This window comes from Pseudomonas sp. NPDC086112 (assembly GCF_044746425.1).
Lineage (GTDB): Bacteria > Pseudomonadota > Gammaproteobacteria > Pseudomonadales > Pseudomonadaceae > Aquipseudomonas.
In genome coordinates, this window is the sequence record NZ_JBIVCD010000001.1 from 13,123 (window position 1) to 30,859 (window position 17,737).

Genomic DNA, 17,737 nt, shown 5'->3' on the forward strand with positions numbered 1-17,737 from the left:
TCCTTGCGGCAGTGAGGGAAGTGCCAGAGCTTAGCGCCAGAACCCTCACAAGCCTACTGTCAGTTCTGATAGCTGCACGCGTCAGACAGTTTTTGGTACGTAATCTGCGCAGGCTCACCCGATGTGTCGATGTACTTCATGTTGGCCGTCACCACTTGGCAGTCCTGCGTTTGCGGTTCAGTCAGGGAAATGACCTTGGCCACCTGCAACGGCATGCCGTAGTGATAAGGCACGGGTTGGGAGGACGACGTCTCGTTGGCCTGAGCAAGCCCGGCGAACGCGGTGCAGGCGAGGGTGGTGATTATCAGCAGTGTTCGCGTGTTCATGGTGAATCTCCAGTGCAGAGGGGAAATCAGTTCGACTGAAGAACGTCGAACCTGCCGCACTGGGCGTCAGAGGAGCTGAGGGCGTGCGGTCCAGTAAAGTTTTGGACCATGGGGTTAAGCGATGGTTAACCGGGTTGTATGCCGCCAGTCGCGAGAACCAGCTTCGGCTCTTCCTGACCCCCCCACGCCCCGGCATTCACCAGATTAGCCGGCCGCTCCCCAGCCAACGCCGCCAACAGATTATCCACCGCACACCGGGCCATCGCCTCCCGCGTCTCATGCGTCGCCGACCCGATGTGCGGCGTCGCCACCACGTTGTTCAACTGCAATAACGGCGAGTCATTGTCCAGCGGCTCACGCTCAAACACATCCAGCCCCGCCGCGCGAATCTGCTTCTGCCGCAACGCCTCGATCAGCGCCGGCTCATCCACCACCTTGCCCCGGGAAATGTTGATGAAGATCGTTTCGGGGCGCATCAGGGCGAACTGTTCAGCGCCGATCATCCCTTCGGTTGCAGCGGTCAACGGTAACGTCAGGCAAACGAAATCGGCCTGCTGCAGCAGATCGCTCAAGCTGCGGTATTGCGCGTTGAATCGCTGCTCCACCGCCGGTTTTGGCGAATGGCTGTGATACACAATCGGCATGCCAAAACCGAAATGACCGCGTTGCGCCAGCGCCTCACCGATCCGCCCCATGCCAATAATGCCCAGCGTCTTGCCGTGTACATCGCTGCCGAAATGCGCCGGGCCGATGTTGCGGTTCCACTGGCCGGCGCGAACCATAGTGGCCAGCTCCACCACGCGTCGGGCGGTGGCCAGGATCAGGGCGAAACCGGTGTCGGCAGTAGTTTCGGTTAACACGTCAGGGGTATTGCTGAGCAGGATCCGGCGCTCGGTCAGGTAATCAATGTCGTAGTTGTCGACGCCGACGGACACGCTGGCAATGGCTTCCAGGTTCGGCGCCAGATCCAGTAACCCGGCGTCCAGTTTGAGACTGGCGCCGAGCAATCCTTGGGCACGGGGCAGGGCCCGGCGCAGTTGCGCCAAGCCCTCTGCGTCGAGGCTGTCGATCAGCGTCACCTCGGTCTGCTCATGCAAGCGAGCCATCAGCAGCGGCGAGAGTTTCTTGTACAGCACAACCTGCTTTTTCATCGTTGTCATCTCTATATCAAATCAAGAATGAGCCGCCATCGGCCGGGGCACAGCGACCCGGTCACTGGCGCCGGGCTTGAGGAAAATCGTCAGCACCACCGACAGCAGCAACGCGCCGCTCATCAGCAGATAAGAGGCACCGGGCGATCCGGTGGAGCTGTTCAGGTAACCGACCAGATAAGAGCCGCCAAACGAGCCGAGCGCGCCCATGCTGTTGATCAACGCCATGGCGCCACCGGCGACGTTGGCCGGGAGGATTTCCGGGACGATGGCGAAAAAAGGCCCGTACGGGGCGTACATGCAGGCGCCGGCAATCACCAGCAGCGTGTAGGACCACCAGAAATGTTCAGCGCCCAAGGCGTACGAGCCATAGAAGGCAATCGAGGCGATCAACAACGGTGGCCACACGAAGCGTTTGCGTTTTTGCAGTTTGTCCGAGCCCCAGGACACCAGCAGCATGGCGATCACGGCGGCCAGGTAGGGCAACGCCGACAGCCAACCGGCTTCGATCATGTCCATTTTCGCCCCAGCCTTGAGGATCGACGGCAGCCACAACACGAAACCGTAGACGCCGATGCTCCAGCAGAAAAACTGCAAGGCAAGGATGATCACTTTTGGCGAGCGGAAGGCTTCGGCGTAGTTTTTCACCGCTTTGATGCCGACCTGTTCGGCGGCCAGGGCGCTTTCCAGATCCTGCTTTTCCTGGTCGCTCAGCCACTTGGCCTGAGCCGGACGATCATCGGCCAGCCGCCACCAGATAAACGCCCACAGCACCGCCGGCAAGCCTTCAATGATGAACATCCAGCGCCAGCTGAAATGCTGGATCAGGTAGCCCGAGACCACCGACATCCAAAGCATGGTCACTGGGTTGCCGAGGATCAGGAACGTGTTGGCGCGCGAGCGTTCGGCACGGGTGAACCAATGGCACAGGTACACCAGCATCGCCGGCATCACGGCGGCTTCGACCACGCCGAGCATGAAGCGAATCACGATCAGCCAGTAGGCGTTGGAGACGATCCCGGTCAAGGTCGCCAGGCCGCCCCAGAGGATCAGGCTGACGAAAATCAGCTTCTTCACGCTGTGCTTCTGGGCGTAGATCGCGCCCGGAATCTGAAAGAAGAAATAACCGAGGAAGAACAGCGCGCCGAGCAAGGACGACAGCCCGGGGGTGATCATCAGGTCTGCAGCCATTCCGGAGGCGGCGGCGAATCCATAGTTGGCGCGGTCCAGATACGCCAGGCTGTAGGTGATGAACACGATCGGCATGATGTACCACCAGCGGCGGGTGGCCAGTGTTGCGGTTTTCATAGTGATGCTCCTGAGCTTGTTGTTTTTGTCGCAGCAGGTAACGGTTTTGAATCGGTTTTTTGCGGTGACTGTTAGGGCCTCTTCGCGGGCAAGCCTCGCTCCTACGGGATCGCGCAAGACCTGTAGGAGCGAGGCTTGCCCGCGAAGGCGGCCTCAAATTCAGCATCCATTTCGGCTCGGGTGGGCAACCCCTCCATATCCCCACGGCTCTGCACCGCGCGGCTACCGATCCAGTTGGCACGCTGCGCCGCTTGGGCAACGCTGTGGTTTTCCAGCAAGGCGCTGATCAGGCCGACGGCAAACCCGTCGCCGGCACCGACCGTATCGACCACCGTTTCCACCGGCACGCCTGCAACGAAACCTTCATCCAGATGGGTTCGGTAATACGCACCGGCCGGCCCGAGCTTGATCGCTACGGCTTCAGCGCCTTGGTCGAGATAAAACGCCGCGATGTCGGCGGGGGCTTCGAAACCGGTGAGCAAACGCCCTTCGCTCAAACCCGGCAGCACCCAATGGGCGAGGGCGGCGAGGCGGTTGATCTCGCGGATCATCTGTTGCTCGCTGGCCCACAGACTCGGGCGCAGGTTGGGGTCAAACGACACGCTGCGCCCGGCATTGCGCATGCGGGTCATCAGCTCGAAAGACATTTCCCTAGCCGACGCAGACAGTGCCGGGGGAATGCCCGTGGCATGCAGATGCCTGGCCTCGAGCAGCTCTGGCGTAATGGACTGCACCGATAAATGACTGGCCGCCGAGCCGCGGCGGAAATACTCGACAACCGGATCACTGCCATCGTCAGTGCGGGACTTGAGTTGAAACCCGGTGGGGTGCGCCGGGTCGATCTCAACATGGGTGCAATCCAGGCCTTGTTTTTCCAGCGTATCGATGACGAACCTGCCGAGCGAGTCCGCGCCAACCCGGCTCAGCCAGGCGACGTTGAACCCCAACCGCGACAAGCCAATGGCGACATTACTGTCGGCCCCGGCAATGCGCTTGTGGAAGTGGTCGACGTCAGCCAGTTCACCGTTCTGCTCGGCGACGAACATCGCCATGGTTTCACCGAATGACAGAATATCGATCTCAGACATGAACAGGCTCCTGGCGGTGTTGACCGAGGCGGGCGAGGGCGGCGACATGCTCGGTGGTCAACTGCACCAGGTCATCGCCTTGCAGTGGATACTCCGCCGCGCGCATCACGCCGTGATCCATGTGCCGCAGCAGTTGGCCCCACAGATGCAGGTCGCTGGCAGCCGGCGGCACGGCCACCAGTTTGCCGTCGGCCCGCCGTGCCACGGCTTTGCAATGCACATAGCCGACGTATCGACCAAGCAGCCGCGCGGCGCTGGCGGCGGACTGGTCCTGCCATTGCCAGTTGCCGATGTCGAAGGTCATTTTGATCGGCAGGTTGTGCTGCTCGACGTCGGCGAAGAAACGCTGGAAGGGTTCGATTCGGCCACCGTGCAAGGTCTGATCGTTTTCCACCAGCAGCTGCACCGGGCTCTGTTGCAACGCAAGCGCCAGTGTCTGCAGATCGTTGTTGTCGGTGAAATAGCCCAGGGAGACTTTCAGCCATTGGGCGCCGAATGACTCGGCACGCTCCAGGGTCGGGAGCAGTTCAGGATTGGGTGTCGACTGCCCGGCCAGCCATAATTCCATCGGTGAGGAATAGATGCTTTCCAGGCCCCAGGATTGCGTGGCGCTGGCCAATTGCATGGGGTCTTCGAGTGTCAGCAGCTCTTCGCGCCATTCAATATGCGTGGCGCCGGCAGTGGACAGCACCTCGACAAAACTGCCTTGGCCGCGTTGGCGGACGAGGTCGGCGCCGTAGCTGGACAGGCTGATGGAAACGGGTGGTTTGTTCATTGTTATTCACCTCTGAAACCGGTTTCATCTTTGGTCAAAAAAATATTGATGTGAGTTGTGGGGTGGTCTTTGGGGCCTCTTCGCGGGCAAGCCTCGCTCCTACAGGGATCTGTGGCGTACACAAAATCTGTAGGAGCGAGGCTTGCCCGCGAAGAGGCCCGAATATTCACCGAAGATTCCCCAGGGTCGACCCCCGCACTATCAACCGCGCCGGAAAATCCAGCATCCGCACCGGCCCATCATCCCCACGCAGCCGCTTGAGCAAACACTCAAACGCACTCGCACCCATCTCCGCCGTCGGCTGGGCGAGGGCGGTAATCCCGCTCCCCACCAGCGGATACCAATCCAGATCATCCAGGGCAATCAGCCCGACATCCCCGAACAGGTTGCACTTCAACTCACGCAACGAATGAGTACTGGCCAGCGCGGCGATACCGTTGGCGCAAAACAGCGCTTTCGGGCCAGGGCCAGGCGTTTGCAGAAAGTTATCCAAACGAGCGGTCAGATCGCCGCCGGTTTCGACCACAGCCCCCGAAAGCGTCGGACGCTGCTCGATCTGCGCCTTGAAACTGCTGACCCGCTCGATCCGCGAACTGGTGCCGTCATACGGCTCGGTGACCATCAGCACATCGCGATAACCGCGCTCTTCAAGGTGGGCAACGGCCATCTCGACCGCGGCCGGATTATCCAGCCCCACCAGATCGCTCTCGAGCTGCTCGACCTTGCGATCCACAAGCACCATGGGCATTTCCTGATGCAGTTCGCGCAGTTCATCCCGGTGATGACCGAGGGTGTTCACAATCAAGCCTTCGATGTTGTACGAGCGCAGCAACGCCAGGTGTTGACGCTCTTGCTCGTCATCGCGATCGGTGTTGCACACCACCAGGCTGTAGCCGTGCTGACGGCAAGCGGTTTCCACCCCGTGCATCACGGCAATCGAATAAGGGTTACGGATATCGGCCACCAACATGCCGATCAGGCGAGTTCGCCCACGTTTCAGGCCGCGGGCCATCTGGTTCGGGCGATAGCCCAATTCGGCAATCGCCTGCTCGATGCGCAGGGCGATGGCATCGGAGAGCAGGGAGCGGTCATCGCCGATGAAGCGCGAGACGCTGGCCTTGGACACGCCTGCATGTTCGGCGACGTCGAGCATGGTGACGCGGCTGCGTTGGGCGGCGGAGAAGTCGTTCACGGTTTTCAACCTTGTTATTGGAGTGTGTGCAGGCTGGCTATGAAACCGGTTTCAGAAGACACCATTAACGAGAGCTCGTCAAGCCAGTGAAGCCTTGCTTTGTAGGAAAAAGCCGACGAACGGTAGCTTTACCTGTCAGATATGACAGTAGTCCGCCGATGGAAACAGGCGCCTAATTTGCTTCAAGTCTGAAGTTGAAGAGACAACCGAGGAAGCGACTATGCCGTCCAATGAAATTCTGGCCTATGACCCGCCTAAAGTGAAAGGAGTGGCCGACGACGATCCGGAGGGTTACATACCACTCGAACTATTGCAGAAGGGGATCGAGGTCGTAGTGCCAATATGGCCCAAGCAATCTCCTGATGGAAAAACAGATACACTCATTGTTCAGGCAGCGGGCAGCGGAAATACACCATTCAAATGGGAGAGAAGTTATGTCACTCCCATCAAAGACGTGGAATTTACTATTCCAATAGGTCCTGAATATTTAATCATCGATGGCGTTGTCGAAGTTACTTATCAGACGCGTAATTATCTAGGCAATCCAGCCAGTTCGCTGCCTCGAAAGCTGACCATCGATCATGCGCCGATTTTCGAGAACCTTCCGGAAGTTGATTTTCCAGCCAAAAACGATGGAGGATATTTAAATTGCGAGTCGGATCCGCCCATTTGGTCGGGGGTAGAGGTAAAGGTTCCTCCACTTCCTTCTTTTTGCAAGGTGGGTGATGTATGTAGGGTGGAATGGGTGGGTTATCTGAGTCCAAATGGAAGCGGCGATGCCATAACCGACACTTATAAAAGAATAGATAAAATGCTGTTGAGTGATCTTGAAATCGCAAAGGGTTTTTCGGTCACGATAGAGCCGTTCATACCACATTTAGAACCCATGAAGAATAAAGCGTCGGCGATTGCGAACTACTCAATTTACCGAGGTGCCAAATTACTCGGGACCTCGCTTGAGAGGATGGTGAGGATAGATCGGGTTATTGCTGGTGAACCGCTACCGTGTGGGCCGTAAGAACGCTGTGATAATGCGTTGTCAATGTGCACCGTATTTTGCTGCATTGCGGGCGAGGTGCAATCGTGTATAAAAAAGGAGTTTAATCGAATGAATGCTAAAGTTGAAAGTGCAAGTTTTAATAAGCAGGTATCGCTTCGAAGTGGCGGTACCATTCTGCTCGATGGAGCCACAATAATTAAACAAAATCTTCCGGGAGGTGACTTGCGCATACCGCGTGAACATCTCGGTGCACCTCTGGATTACACGATCCCTCAACCGCCGACGCAATATGCGCGCGATTTGCTGACGGTCTTTCTACGAGTAAAAGATGATCCAACAAAAATACCTCTCATGACCGGGCACCCATTGGGCCCGGTCGCTGAGCGTACATGGCCGATGCCATTCACAATCCCGTTAGACAAGCTCCAGGAGTTGGCGACTCCCGAAACGCCTACCGAATATGAACTGGTGTATGTACTTGTTGCCAACGGCGCGAACCCGAATCCCGAGGCCATCACCCGTTATAAAATTGATAAGACGAGACCCTATCAAACCAAAACTCCCCCGACGGACTATTCTCCCCCGGCTGCTGCATTCCCTACCGATTTGCCACCCGACAAAGAAATCGATGATGCCTACATGGGCGAAAACCCTAGCGGTATCGAAATTACGCTGACACGCGCCCCCAGCAATGCGGAGTTGACCGATGTCTGTGATGTTTATTTTGGCGACCCAGCGGATCCTGCCTATGCGACGCCCGTATTGAAGGACGTGCCCGTGCCCGTGGACGGCAAAATCAATATGCCTATCAAGATTTTTGAGGATTCCAGGGAGGGTCTGAACACGCTAACTTATGAGGTCAAGGATCTGCCGGGCCACATCAGTCGCCGTTCCAAACCGAATCAACGCACCGTCCGGCGTTTGGCTCCCCCGGTAGCGCTACCACCAGTGGTGCCGTTGGCGGATGGCACCGACGGAGATACCCTGATCGATGTAGCAGACTGCAAACAGGGTGTGACAATCGAGGTTACGGTTCCGCTGCCCAATTCCCCTAATGACACCATCATCGCCAGCTGGCAGGGCATCGATCTGCCTGAGCAACGAGTAGGTACAAATACAATCCTTGTATTCCCCGTGGATTACAGCGCTGTCATCAAGATTGCCTATGGCGCAACAGATGGTCCTGTCCCAACGAAGGTCAGCTATAAGATGTTTCGCGGATCGGGAAACATGATCGCGACGGCAGAGACGAACTTTTACACCGACATTTCCTATCCTGGCCCGCCAAACCCCAATGAACCGGACCCTGTCAATGAGGCTCTGGAATTGCCTCGGCTGGTTTCGTCACAAGGCGTGGACAACGTACTCGACGATAACGACCACGGTAAAGATGCAAAGATTTTTATCCAGCTATATGACGCCCCGCCTACGGAGTCGGCCCAAAGCATTACCGTGTTTTATGATGACCAGGAACTTGATGATCCGTATCTGTTGCAACCAGGAGACGAGGGGAAGGAGATCGACGCGGCAACGGTACCCTGGGCAATTATTGAGGGAAAGCTGAACGCGACGGTGAAAATAAAATGGAAACTGTCGGCCGTCGGGGTTAATAATCCTGTCTTTTCAGAAGATCAAGACGTTGAAGTTGATATCACCAAGATTATGTTGCCCAAACCGGAAATTAAATGGCTTGTATTTGATTCGATTTCCTGTCCGACATTGAACTTCCTGCCAACGGATCATCCAGAGTATCCGGGTGATGGAACAAGTCGTCGCAACTTGAAAGTCACTATTCCATACAGCGCTTCACTTGTTGATGGGCGAACGGTGACATTGAAATGGCAGGGGTTTTCAGATGAAGCTGCGACCATCCCCATCGACGGTACCGACGTTACAAGAGACATTCCCATTTCCGGCACTGTACCTCCGGAAGGCATCGAAACGGATATTGGTGACTATATGGATAATTTCAAGCCAGTGTCGGAGGGCTTTGGAAAATTGACCTACACCATTACCGGTATTGTGCCGGAGTCGGATCCTGCTGTTCATTTTGTGTTTATGCTGAATAACGATGACCAGTTCTGCGAAATGGCTCATCCGATACCTTGATGGAAGTTCAAAGACGGGCGGCGGGCGTGAAATGATTTTTCGCGCTCGCTGCATTTGAGCAATCGACGTTTTTGGATCTGAGGTTCTCGCAGGACTTATCATTCTGAGTATTCGGAAAAGTCCTACATAACAACGCGTAATTACTCGATAGCCTTGCGGATCTTCAAAGGTAGGACTGTGAATGTTCACGGCCCGCCACAAAACCCGATTAAGCTTTTCTAAGCAGGTGTCCAGTATGCACTTCATCTCCAGGTCACTCCTTTCACCCCCCTTCACGAAGGCTGCACTGTGTGTTCCGTTTTTCATGTTTTCTACCTTGGCCACCGCTGCGCCGGTCGTCGGGGGCACTGCCACTGTCAACAATGGAGATGCGGTTGAAAGTTGGTTCTTGAGCCAAAGCGCAACACTGAACGTCAATGATGCGCAGACTCTCGCTATTGACGCCGACAGTTCGGCGGTCAATATCAACGCAGGTAGCAGCACTCAGGGTATTAGCGCAAGAAACAGTTCGACTGTGAATATCAGTAGTGCCACGGTGACGGGGACGGGCGGGCAGACGGGGCTGGAATTGGTTTCCAGCCAAGGCAACATTAACAACAGCACGGTTAGCGGCGATTTTTTCGGGTTAGCCGCCGTACGGTTCTCCAGTACTCAGACCGGCTCTACCGTCAATGTCACGGATAGCAGCACCATCACCGGCGCGGATGCCGGTGCATTTGCGACTTCTCACAGTCTTATCAATGTTATCGATTCCGTTCTGGAAGGCACTGCCACCACCGGTTACGGCCTGTGGTTGCAAAGTGCCGACGCGGTCGCCAAAAACAGCACGATCACCGGCGGCCAGAACGGAGTGTTCATCGAACTGGATGTGACCGGTGTGGCACCGGTGACTCTGAATCTCGATAACACCACGGTTCAAGGCAAAGCCGGATCTGCGATTGTGGTGGATTTCGACAACGTTGCAGCTACCACGGCCACCCTGACGCTGAACAACGCCACACTGCTGGCGGGCAACGACACACTGCTTGAGGTCAAAGGCGGCGCCACAACCTCAATGACGGTCAATGCCAGCACATTGAACGGCAATATTGTTACCGAAACCGGCAGTACCACTGACCTCACGTTACAGAACAACTCTTCTCTCACCGGGCGACTGGTGAATGTCGCGAGTGCGACCATTAACGACACCTCACAATGGGCGCTGGTCGACAACAGCCAGGTTGACAAACTCGTGCTCAATGGCGGGACGGTGAAATTTGGGGACAAAAACGCTTTTTACCAATTGAACGTGACCGATCTGTCAGGGAACGGTCTATTTATCATGGGCACAGATCTCGCCACGGGGCGGACTGATCTGTTGAATGTCACTGGAACGGCCAGTGGATCACATCAGTTGTTAATTACCAGCAGTGGTACTGAACCACCCGCCGGACAACCGATTACCGTTGTAAAAACTGCTGGCGGCGATGCTCAATTTTCACTTCCCAACAACGTGGATCAGGGCGCTTATTCCTATGCGCTGGCAAAAAGCGGCAACGACTGGATTCTGGATCCGAGCACACGTGTTATAAGCCCGGGAGCGCGTTCGGTACTTGCGCTGTTTAATACGCCTTTGCCCACATGGTACGGAGAGCTGACCTCATTGCGAACCCGGATGGGGGAGTTGCGTTTCAATGGCGGGCAGGGCGGAGCCTGGGGGCGGACCTATGGCAATAAATATGAGATTGCCGATGGTTCCGGTGTGGGTTACCAGCAAACTCAGCGAGGTTTCACACTGGGGGCGGATACGCGACTGCCGATCGGTGATGGAGAATGGCTGGTAGGTATTATGGGTGGCCATAGCACATCTGACCTCGACCTGGACGCCGGTACATCGGGCAAGGTCGACAGCTACTACCTTGGTACGTATGCCACATGGCTGGATTCCGTCAGTGGTTACTATATGGATGGGGTTCTAAAAGTGAACCGGTTTCGCAATGATGCCAAGGTCAGCCTGAGCGACGGAGCCCGAGCGAAAGGTGACTATGACAACACTGGCTTGGGTGGGTCTATTGAATTTGGCCGTCATATCAAATTCGACGACGGTTATTTCATTGAACCCTTCACGAAGTGGTCTGCGGTAGTCATTCAGGGCAAACATTTTTCTCTTGATAATGATTTGCAGGCTGATGGTGATCGCGCGCGGTCGCTACTGGGTGAGGTCGGGATGACGGCGGGCCGTAATTTTAAACTGAACAGTGAGACTGAGTTGCAACCCTATTTACGCGTCGGCGGCGCTTATGAGTTCGCAAAAAACAATGAAGTCAGGGTCAATGACAACGTATTCAATAATGATCTTTCCGGCGCGCGAACATTGCTGGGGACAGGTATTGCGGTGTCAATGACAAGCAGTCTTCAAATGCATGCGGATTACGAGTATAGCGATGGTAAAAACTTCAGGCAGCCGGGCGGATTGACAGTGGGTTTTCGATACGCGTTTTGACATAAAAATAGTTAGTTAAATAAAAAGGAAGCTTCGGCTTCCTTTTTATTGGTGTCTCTAACCGATCAGCGTCAGCAACGTTTTGATGAGGGGCGGCGTTGAATTCTTCTTGTCGGTACGTGTGGATACGCTGAGAAATCGACTTTCACACACACGGTCTTGCGGGTGTCTTCGTCCAGATTTTCGAGCGTAACGCTTATTTCTCCAGAGAAGTTTGAGGTTGTTGAGTTGTATTTGACATTGGCGACGCCCTGAGACTGTTCATAGACAATCGGTTTTGCTGGAACCGAACGATCAATGAAAAGCACCCGAACAGTATAGTCGGTGGGATACAGACCATAAATGCCGTCCTCTGCCCCCTTAGAGAATGAAATTTTCAGTTCTTTTGTCGTGTAATCCGGCGAGGGGGCCCGCTGCGTGGCGAGCATCACATGCGCTTCACCGTGAGGAGGGGGATAGGTTGCGACTGAAAGCTCTACCAGGCCGGCATTAAATGGTTCTGTTGCATCGATCGTTCCTGTGCATGTCCCTAGCAACAGGGGTTGCACTGCCAGTTTCGCAAATGCGTTCATTCATCAGTCTCCGCTGTCATGACAAGTGATATCTCGCCTTTGGGAACAGCAGGCGGGATTAGCTTATAGAATGCCAAGTCAACAAGGTTGTAAACTGTAAGACTTGCTAGTTTACAGGCTGACTATGATGTGGTTGGTTGTGCCAAACTTATTTTTGTTTGTTTATATAAATCAAAACCACACGCCGGGCCATGTGAAAAGAAACAAGAGCCCCCAAAGTGTCCGATTAAAGTTATTACGTGACCGGGCCGAGTGAAGAGATCGTCTCGCCCCGACCCACGCGCCGAGTTCGCGTTCCAGCTACGCCGGGTCGAGGTACCGCATGCGGTAAGCGAAACTGCCTTTGGCGGGCGTGTCGCCGTCATGGGCCTCTCCTGGCTCAACTAGAACGCTTGGTGCAGCCATCAGAACAACCCCGCCGCAATATTGATCGAAAACCCCAAAATCGCCGTATTGAATAGAAAACCGATCAACGACTGCGCCAGCACGATTTTGCGCAAATCATGGGTGGCCACACCAACATCCGCCGTTTGCACGGCCACGCCAATAGTGAACGAGAAGTACAAAAAGTCCCAATAGTCGGGTTTCAACTGCCCCTCGGCGAATCGCAGCGCCGGTTCCTTGCCTCCCCAGGTGTAAAACAGTCGCGCGTAATGCAGGCTGAAAATCACCCCGATCAACAGCCACGAGCCGATCACGGTCAACCCGGTGAAGCCGTAGCGTAACAGTCGGTGATAAGTGTCCAGGTCCTTGCTGCCCGTCAGTTCCAGGGTAATGGTGGCGAGGCTGGCCAGCGCGGCCATGCATACGGTGAACAGCACCAGCCCGGCGTTTTCGTCTTCGACTTCGGCAATGCGTTTCACGTCGTCGGCTTTCGAGCGCATCGTCAGCCAGATGATCAGCGCCAGATACGTCCAGACCCCGGCGTTCCAGCCGATGAGGATTTTGCCGAGGATCGAATCGGCCGGAGCCAGAATGCCCACTGCGATGCCGAGTGTGGCCGCGGCGGACAGGCGAGGGTGGGTGCGGGCGAGTAGAGGCATGGGAACTCGATGGGCCTGGGTGTCTAAACACCTTAGCCCAGGTTGTGACCACAACGATAATCCCTTGTAGGAGCGAGGCTTGCCCGCGAAGAGGCCGTCACATTCAATATTAATGTCGACTGACACACCGCCTTCGCGGGCAAGCCTCGCTCTTACAGGGGATGTGTTGTGGCTTAGATGTTTTTGTGGCGCTTGCGCACCAGTTTCATCACCACCACAAAAAACACTGGTACAAACACCACTGCCAGGGTCGCGGTGATCATCCCGCCAATCACCCCGGTGCCGATGGCTTGCTGGCTCGCCGAGCTGGCCCCGGTGGCAATCGCCAATGGCACCACGCCAAGGATGAATGCCAGTGACGTCATGACAATCGGCCGCAGGCGCAAGCGTGCGGCTTGCAGGGTGGCGTCGATCAGATCATGGCCTTCGTCGTACAGGCTCTTGGCGAATTCGATGATCAGGATCGCGTTCTTCGCCGACAGGCCAATGATGGTAATCAGCCCGACCTTGAAGAACACATCGTTGGGCATCCCGCGCAGGGTCACGGCCAGTACCGCACCGAGCACACCCAGCGGCACCACCAGCAACACCGAGCTCGGAATCGACCAACTCTCGTACAGCGCCGCCAGGCACAGGAACACGATCAGCAACGACAGCCCAAGCAGAATCGGTGCCTGACTGCCGGACAAACGTTCCTGCAACGATAGCCCGGTCCATTCCTGCCCCAATCCCGCCGGCCCTTGCGCCACCAATCGCTCGATTTCCGCCATGGCTTCGCCAGTGCTGTAGCCGGGCGCCGGTTCGCCGGAAATGCTGATGGCCGGGTAGCCGTTGTAACGGGTTAATTGCGCCGGGCCCTGGGTCCAGTTGGCCCGAACGAAAGCCGACAACGGCACCATGTTCTCGCCGTTGTTACGCACGTGAATCTTCAGCAGGTCGTCGACCTGACTGCGCTGATCGCCTTCAGCCTGGACCACCACTCGCTGCATCCGTCCCTGATTGGGAAAGTCGTTGATGTAGGCCGACCCTACGGCGGTGGACAGCACGTTGCCGATGTCGGCAAACGAAATGCCCAAGGCGTTGGCTTGCTTGCGATCGACTTCCAGTTGCACCTGCGGCGCTTCGGCCAAGGCGCTTTCGCGCACGTTCATCAAGACCGGGCTCTTCTCGGCGGCGGCCAGCAATTGGCTGCGCGCCTGCATCAGCGTGGCGTGGCCAAGGCCGCCCCTGTCTTGCAGGCGGAACTCGAAACCACTGGAAGTGCCGAGTCCATCGACCGGCGGCGGCAGGACCGCGAAGGCCATGGCATCCTTGATCTGACTGAGCGCGATGTTGGCGCGGTCGGCAATCGAACTCGCCGAGTCGTCGCTGCCCCGATCCGACCAATCCTTGAGCGTAGTGAACGCCAGTGCGGCGTTCTGCCCGCTGCCGGAGAAGCTGAAACCGAGAATCACCGTGCTGTCGCCGACGCCCGGTTCGGTGGCGTTGTGTGCTTCGATCTGCTCGACCACCTGCACCGTGCGATTCTTGCTCGCGCCGGGTGGAAGCTGGATGTCGGTGATGGTGTAACCCTGGTCTTCCACCGGCAGGAACGAGGAGGGCAGACGACTGAAGCACAACCCCAGACCGATCAGCAGCACGCCGTAGATCAACAGGTAACGCCCGGTGCGTTTCAGTGCATAGGCGACCCAGCCCTGATAACGCTCGGTCAGTTGTTCAAAGCGCCGGTTGAACCAGCCGAAGAAACCGCCCTTGGCGTGGTGTTCGCCCTGGGCAATCGGCTTGAGCAGCGTCGCACACAGCGCCGGGGTCAAGGTCAGGGCGAGGAATGCCGAGAACAGGATCGACGTGGCCATGGAGAGCGAGAACTGCTGGTAAATCACCCCGACCGAACCCTGCATGAACGCCATCGGAATGAACACCGCCACCAGCACCAGGGTAATGCCGATGATCGCCCCGGTGATCTGCTTCATCGCCTTGCGCGTCGCGTCCTTGGGCGACAGGCCTTCGGTGGCCATGATCCGCTCGACGTTCTCCACCACCACAATCGCGTCGTCCACCAGAATGCCGATGGCCAACACCATGCCGAACATGGTCAGCACGTTGATCGAAAAGCCCAGCGCAAGCATGGTCGCGAAAGTCCCCATCAGCGCCACCGGCACCACCAGGGTCGGGATCAGCGTGTAGCGGATGTTTTGCAGGAACAGGAACATCACCGCAAACACCAGCACCATCGCCTCGATGAGGGTGTAGACCACCTTGGTAATCGAGACTTTGACGAAGGGCGAAGTGTCGTACGGAATCTTGTATTCCACGCCGGCCGGGAAGTAGCGCGCCAGTTCATCCATCTTCGCCCGTACCAGCGTCGCGGTGCTCAGGGCATTGGCGCCTGGCGACAGTTGCACGCTGACGGCGGTGGACGGCTTGCCGTTCAGGCGCGTGGAAAACTGATATTCCTGGCTGCCGATCTCCACCCGCGCGACATCGCGGATGCGCACGGTTGAACCGTCCGGATTGGCTTTGAGCACGATGTCGGCGAATTCTTCAGGCGTCGACAACTGACCTTTGACCAGAATGGTCGCGGTGATTTCCTGGGTGGTGCGGGTCGGCAAGTCGCCGATGCTGCCCGCGGAAACCTGAGCGTTTTGCGCAACGATGGCGGCGTTGACGTCGGCCGGGGTCAGGTTGAAACCGATCAGCTTGTGCGGGTCGATCCAGATCCGCATCGCCCGTTCGGCACCGTATAACTGCGCCTTGCCGACGCCGTCCAGACGCTTGATCTCGTTCATCACATTGCGCGCCAGGTAGTCGCTGAGCGCCACGTCGTCGAGCTTGCCATCGCTGGAGGTGAGGGTGATCAGCAGCAGGAAACCGGCGGAGACTTTCTCCACCTGCAAGCCTTGCTGAGTGACCGCTTGCGGCAAGCGCGACTCGACTACTTTGAGGCGGTTTTGCACGTCGACCTGCGCCATTTCCGGGTCAGTGCCTGGTTGGAAAGTCGCGGTGATGGTGGCGCTGCCGAGGCTACTCTGGGATTCGAAATACAGCAGATGGTCCGCGCCGTTGAGCTCTTCCTCGATCAGGCTGACCACGCTTTCATCCACGGTCTGCGCCGAAGCGCCTGGGTAGGTGGCATAGATTTCGACTTTCGGCGGCGCAACGTTCGGGTACTGCGCCACCGGCAACTGGACAATGGCCAGCGCACCGGCGAGCAGGATGAACAAGGCGATCACCCAGGCGAACACCGGGCGGTCGATAAAGAACTGCGGCATAAAAAAGCGTCCTGCTTACTGACCAGAAACCTGGGCAAGTGGAAGAGGGGTGTCATCTATCCGGACTTTTTCACCGGGGCGCGCATGTTGCAGGCCTTCAGTGACGATGCGGTCGCCGGGCTTGAGACCGTTGGTGACGATCCAGCGATCGTTCTGCACCGCGCCCAGTTCGACCGGTTGCTGGCCGACCCGCTGTTCGGCATCGAGCAGCAGCACTTGGGCGATGCCGGCACTGTCACGCTGGACGGCCCGTTGCGGCACGCTGATGCCTTGCTGATTGAACGCTTGCTCCAGGCGCACGCGCACGAAGCTGCCCGGCAACAAGTCGAGGTCCGGATTGGGGAACTCGCTGCGCAGGATGATCTGACCGGTGCCCGGGTCGACGGTGATGTCGGTGAACAGCAACTTGCCCGGCAGCGGGTAGAGGCTGCCGTCGTCCTGAATCAAAGTGGCTTTGACCTGACCTTGGCCCACTTCCTTTAACTGGCCGGAACGGAACGCCCGGCGCAGGTCGTTGAGTTCACGGGTCGATTGCGTCAGGTCAGCGTGGATCGGGTTCAACTGCTGAATCAGTGCCAACGGCGTGGTTTCGTTCTGCCCGACCAGCGCGCCTTCGGTCACCAGTGCGCGGCCGATGCGTCCGGAAATCGGCGCGGTGACGGTGGCGTAACCCAGGTTCAGTTTCGCCCGCTCCACGGCAGCCTTGTTGGCAGCGACATCGGCGGCGGTCTGCCGGGCATTGGCCCGGGCGTTGTCATAATCCTGACCGCTGATGGCGTTGCCTTCGATCAACTGGGCGTAGCGCTGTTCCTGCAATCTGGCCTGGAACGCATTGGCTTCGGCCTTGCGCAATGCGGCTTCGGCGCTGTCCAGATCGGCCTTGAACGGCGCCGGGTCGATACGGAAAAGAACGTCGCCTTTTTTTACGTCGCTGCCTTCACGGAAGGCCTGCTGCAACACTACGCCGGCGACTCGGGCGCGCACTTCGGCGATGCGTGGCGCGACAATCCGCCCGCTCAGCTCGCTGCTGATCGACAGCGGCCGGGCTTCGACGGTTTCAACCCGCACGGTGGCCAGCGACGCCTGTTCTTCGGCGGTCGAGGACTGATCACAAGCACTCAGCGTCAATGCCAGTGCAATCAGGCTGAGCCGGGCAAGCAGATTCTTTGACATGTAAATACCCCAATATTGACCCCCGTATCCTACGGGGGGCCGACGAGGGTAGCGGTGAAGCTTTGTAGGTGCTGTGTGAAATTTTGTAAGGGTTTTACTCGCGCGGGCGTGAGGGCGTATATCCTTGGCGACCGCTTCGCGCTCGATCGCGGGCAAGCCTCGCTCCTACAGGATTTGTGCCGGACGCCAATCCGCGACCAACCGAAACCCGGTAGGAGCGAGGCTTGCCCGCGAAGAGGCCCTAAT

13 protein-coding genes are annotated in these 17,737 nt (G+C 57.3%); 3 read left to right on the forward strand and 10 right to left on the reverse strand.

Annotated features, from left to right (window positions below; all coding sequences use genetic code 11):
- Positions 1–59: 59 nt before the first annotated feature.
- The 6 genes from ACIPLA_RS00085 to ACIPLA_RS00110 all read right to left on the reverse strand — a co-directional run bounded on the left by ACIPLA_RS00085 (position 60) and on the right by ACIPLA_RS00110 (position 5,840).
- Entirely contained in the window at positions 60–326 is a 267-nt protein-coding gene (locus ACIPLA_RS00085) for a DUF2790 domain-containing protein (RefSeq protein WP_218394789.1), read from the reverse strand.
- A 125-nt stretch (positions 327–451) separates the two neighbouring features.
- Positions 452–1,477 carry a 2-hydroxyacid dehydrogenase gene (locus tag ACIPLA_RS00090; protein WP_401170397.1) on the reverse strand — a complete coding sequence of 342 codons (1,026 nt, stop codon included), beginning with the start codon at positions 1,475–1,477 and terminating at the stop codon, positions 452–454.
- A 21-nt stretch (positions 1,478–1,498) separates the two neighbouring features.
- Entirely contained in the window at positions 1,499–2,785 is a 1,287-nt protein-coding gene (locus tag ACIPLA_RS00095) for an MFS transporter (RefSeq protein WP_218394791.1), read from the reverse strand.
- Between the two features lie 101 nt (positions 2,786–2,886).
- A complete protein-coding gene (locus tag ACIPLA_RS00100) occupies positions 2,887–3,873 on the reverse strand; it encodes a sugar kinase (RefSeq protein WP_401170400.1) in 987 nt (328 codons plus the stop codon).
- On the reverse strand, positions 3,866–4,648 hold the full coding sequence (locus ACIPLA_RS00105) for a sugar phosphate isomerase/epimerase family protein (RefSeq protein WP_401170403.1): 783 nt from the start codon (positions 4,646–4,648) through the stop codon (positions 3,866–3,868). Before ACIPLA_RS00105 ends, ACIPLA_RS00100 begins: the two co-directional genes overlap by 8 nt.
- Positions 4,649–4,814: 166 nt before the next feature.
- Positions 4,815–5,840, reverse strand: a complete 1,026-nt coding sequence (locus ACIPLA_RS00110; protein WP_401170406.1) for a LacI family DNA-binding transcriptional regulator — start codon at positions 5,838–5,840, stop codon at positions 4,815–4,817.
- A gap of 220 nt (positions 5,841–6,060) precedes the next feature.
- Here ACIPLA_RS00110 and ACIPLA_RS00115 point away from each other — a divergent pair, with 220 nt between their 5' ends.
- The 3 genes from ACIPLA_RS00115 (at position 6,061) to ACIPLA_RS00125 (ending at position 11,431) form a co-directional block, all read left to right on the forward strand.
- Positions 6,061–6,858 (forward strand): hypothetical protein, encoded by a 798-nt coding sequence (locus ACIPLA_RS00115; RefSeq protein WP_401170409.1) that lies wholly within the window; start codon positions 6,061–6,063, stop codon positions 6,856–6,858.
- A 90-nt stretch (positions 6,859–6,948) separates the two neighbouring features.
- A complete protein-coding gene (locus ACIPLA_RS00120) occupies positions 6,949–8,949 on the forward strand; it encodes a hypothetical protein (protein ID WP_401170412.1) in 2,001 nt (666 codons plus the stop codon).
- Between the two features lie 235 nt (positions 8,950–9,184).
- A complete protein-coding gene (locus tag ACIPLA_RS00125) occupies positions 9,185–11,431 on the forward strand; it encodes an autotransporter outer membrane beta-barrel domain-containing protein (RefSeq protein WP_401170415.1) in 2,247 nt (748 codons plus the stop codon).
- Positions 11,432–11,502: 71 nt separating this feature from the next.
- Here ACIPLA_RS00125 and ACIPLA_RS00130 read toward each other — a convergent pair whose 3' ends face one another.
- The 4 genes from ACIPLA_RS00130 to ACIPLA_RS00145 form a co-directional block, all read right to left on the reverse strand.
- Positions 11,503–12,003: a hypothetical protein gene (locus ACIPLA_RS00130; RefSeq protein ID WP_401170418.1), complete on the reverse strand. Its 501-nt coding sequence runs from the start codon at positions 12,001–12,003 to the stop codon at positions 11,503–11,505.
- Between the two features lie 404 nt (positions 12,004–12,407).
- A complete protein-coding gene (locus ACIPLA_RS00135) occupies positions 12,408–13,046 on the reverse strand; it encodes a DUF1345 domain-containing protein (protein WP_401170421.1) in 639 nt (212 codons plus the stop codon).
- 173 nt (positions 13,047–13,219) lie between these two features.
- A complete protein-coding gene (locus tag ACIPLA_RS00140; RefSeq protein ID WP_218394799.1) occupies positions 13,220–16,318 on the reverse strand; it encodes an efflux RND transporter permease subunit in 3,099 nt (1,032 codons plus the stop codon).
- A gap of 15 nt (positions 16,319–16,333) precedes the next feature.
- Positions 16,334–17,491, reverse strand: coding sequence for an efflux RND transporter periplasmic adaptor subunit (locus ACIPLA_RS00145; RefSeq protein WP_401170423.1), 1,158 nt, complete (start codon positions 17,489–17,491; stop codon positions 16,334–16,336).
- Positions 17,492–17,737: the final 246 nt, after the last annotated feature.

Coding starts and splice junctions, on each gene's coding strand:
- ACIPLA_RS00085 (WP_218394789.1), bottom strand. CDS start 326: ATGAACACGCGAACACTGCTGATAATCACCACCCTCGCCTGCACCGCG.
- ACIPLA_RS00090 (WP_401170397.1), bottom strand. CDS start 1,477: ATGAAAAAGCAGGTTGTGCTGTACAAGAAACTCTCGCCGCTGCTGATG.
- ACIPLA_RS00095 (WP_218394791.1), bottom strand. CDS start 2,785: ATGAAAACCGCAACACTGGCCACCCGCCGCTGGTGGTACATCATGCCG.
- ACIPLA_RS00100 (WP_401170400.1), bottom strand. CDS start 3,873: ATGTCTGAGATCGATATTCTGTCATTCGGTGAAACCATGGCGATGTTC.
- ACIPLA_RS00105 (WP_401170403.1), bottom strand. CDS start 4,648: ATGAACAAACCACCCGTTTCCATCAGCCTGTCCAGCTACGGCGCCGAC.
- ACIPLA_RS00115 (WP_401170409.1), top strand. CDS start 6,061: ATGCCGTCCAATGAAATTCTGGCCTATGACCCGCCTAAAGTGAAAGGA.
- ACIPLA_RS00120 (WP_401170412.1), top strand. CDS start 6,949: ATGAATGCTAAAGTTGAAAGTGCAAGTTTTAATAAGCAGGTATCGCTT.
- ACIPLA_RS00125 (WP_401170415.1), top strand. CDS start 9,185: ATGCACTTCATCTCCAGGTCACTCCTTTCACCCCCCTTCACGAAGGCT.
- ACIPLA_RS00130 (WP_401170418.1), bottom strand. CDS start 12,003: ATGAACGCATTTGCGAAACTGGCAGTGCAACCCCTGTTGCTAGGGACA.
- ACIPLA_RS00135 (WP_401170421.1), bottom strand. CDS start 13,046: ATGCCTCTACTCGCCCGCACCCACCCTCGCCTGTCCGCCGCGGCCACA.
- ACIPLA_RS00140 (WP_218394799.1), bottom strand. CDS start 16,318: ATGCCGCAGTTCTTTATCGACCGCCCGGTGTTCGCCTGGGTGATCGCC.
- ACIPLA_RS00145 (WP_401170423.1), bottom strand. CDS start 17,491: ATGTCAAAGAATCTGCTTGCCCGGCTCAGCCTGATTGCACTGGCATTG.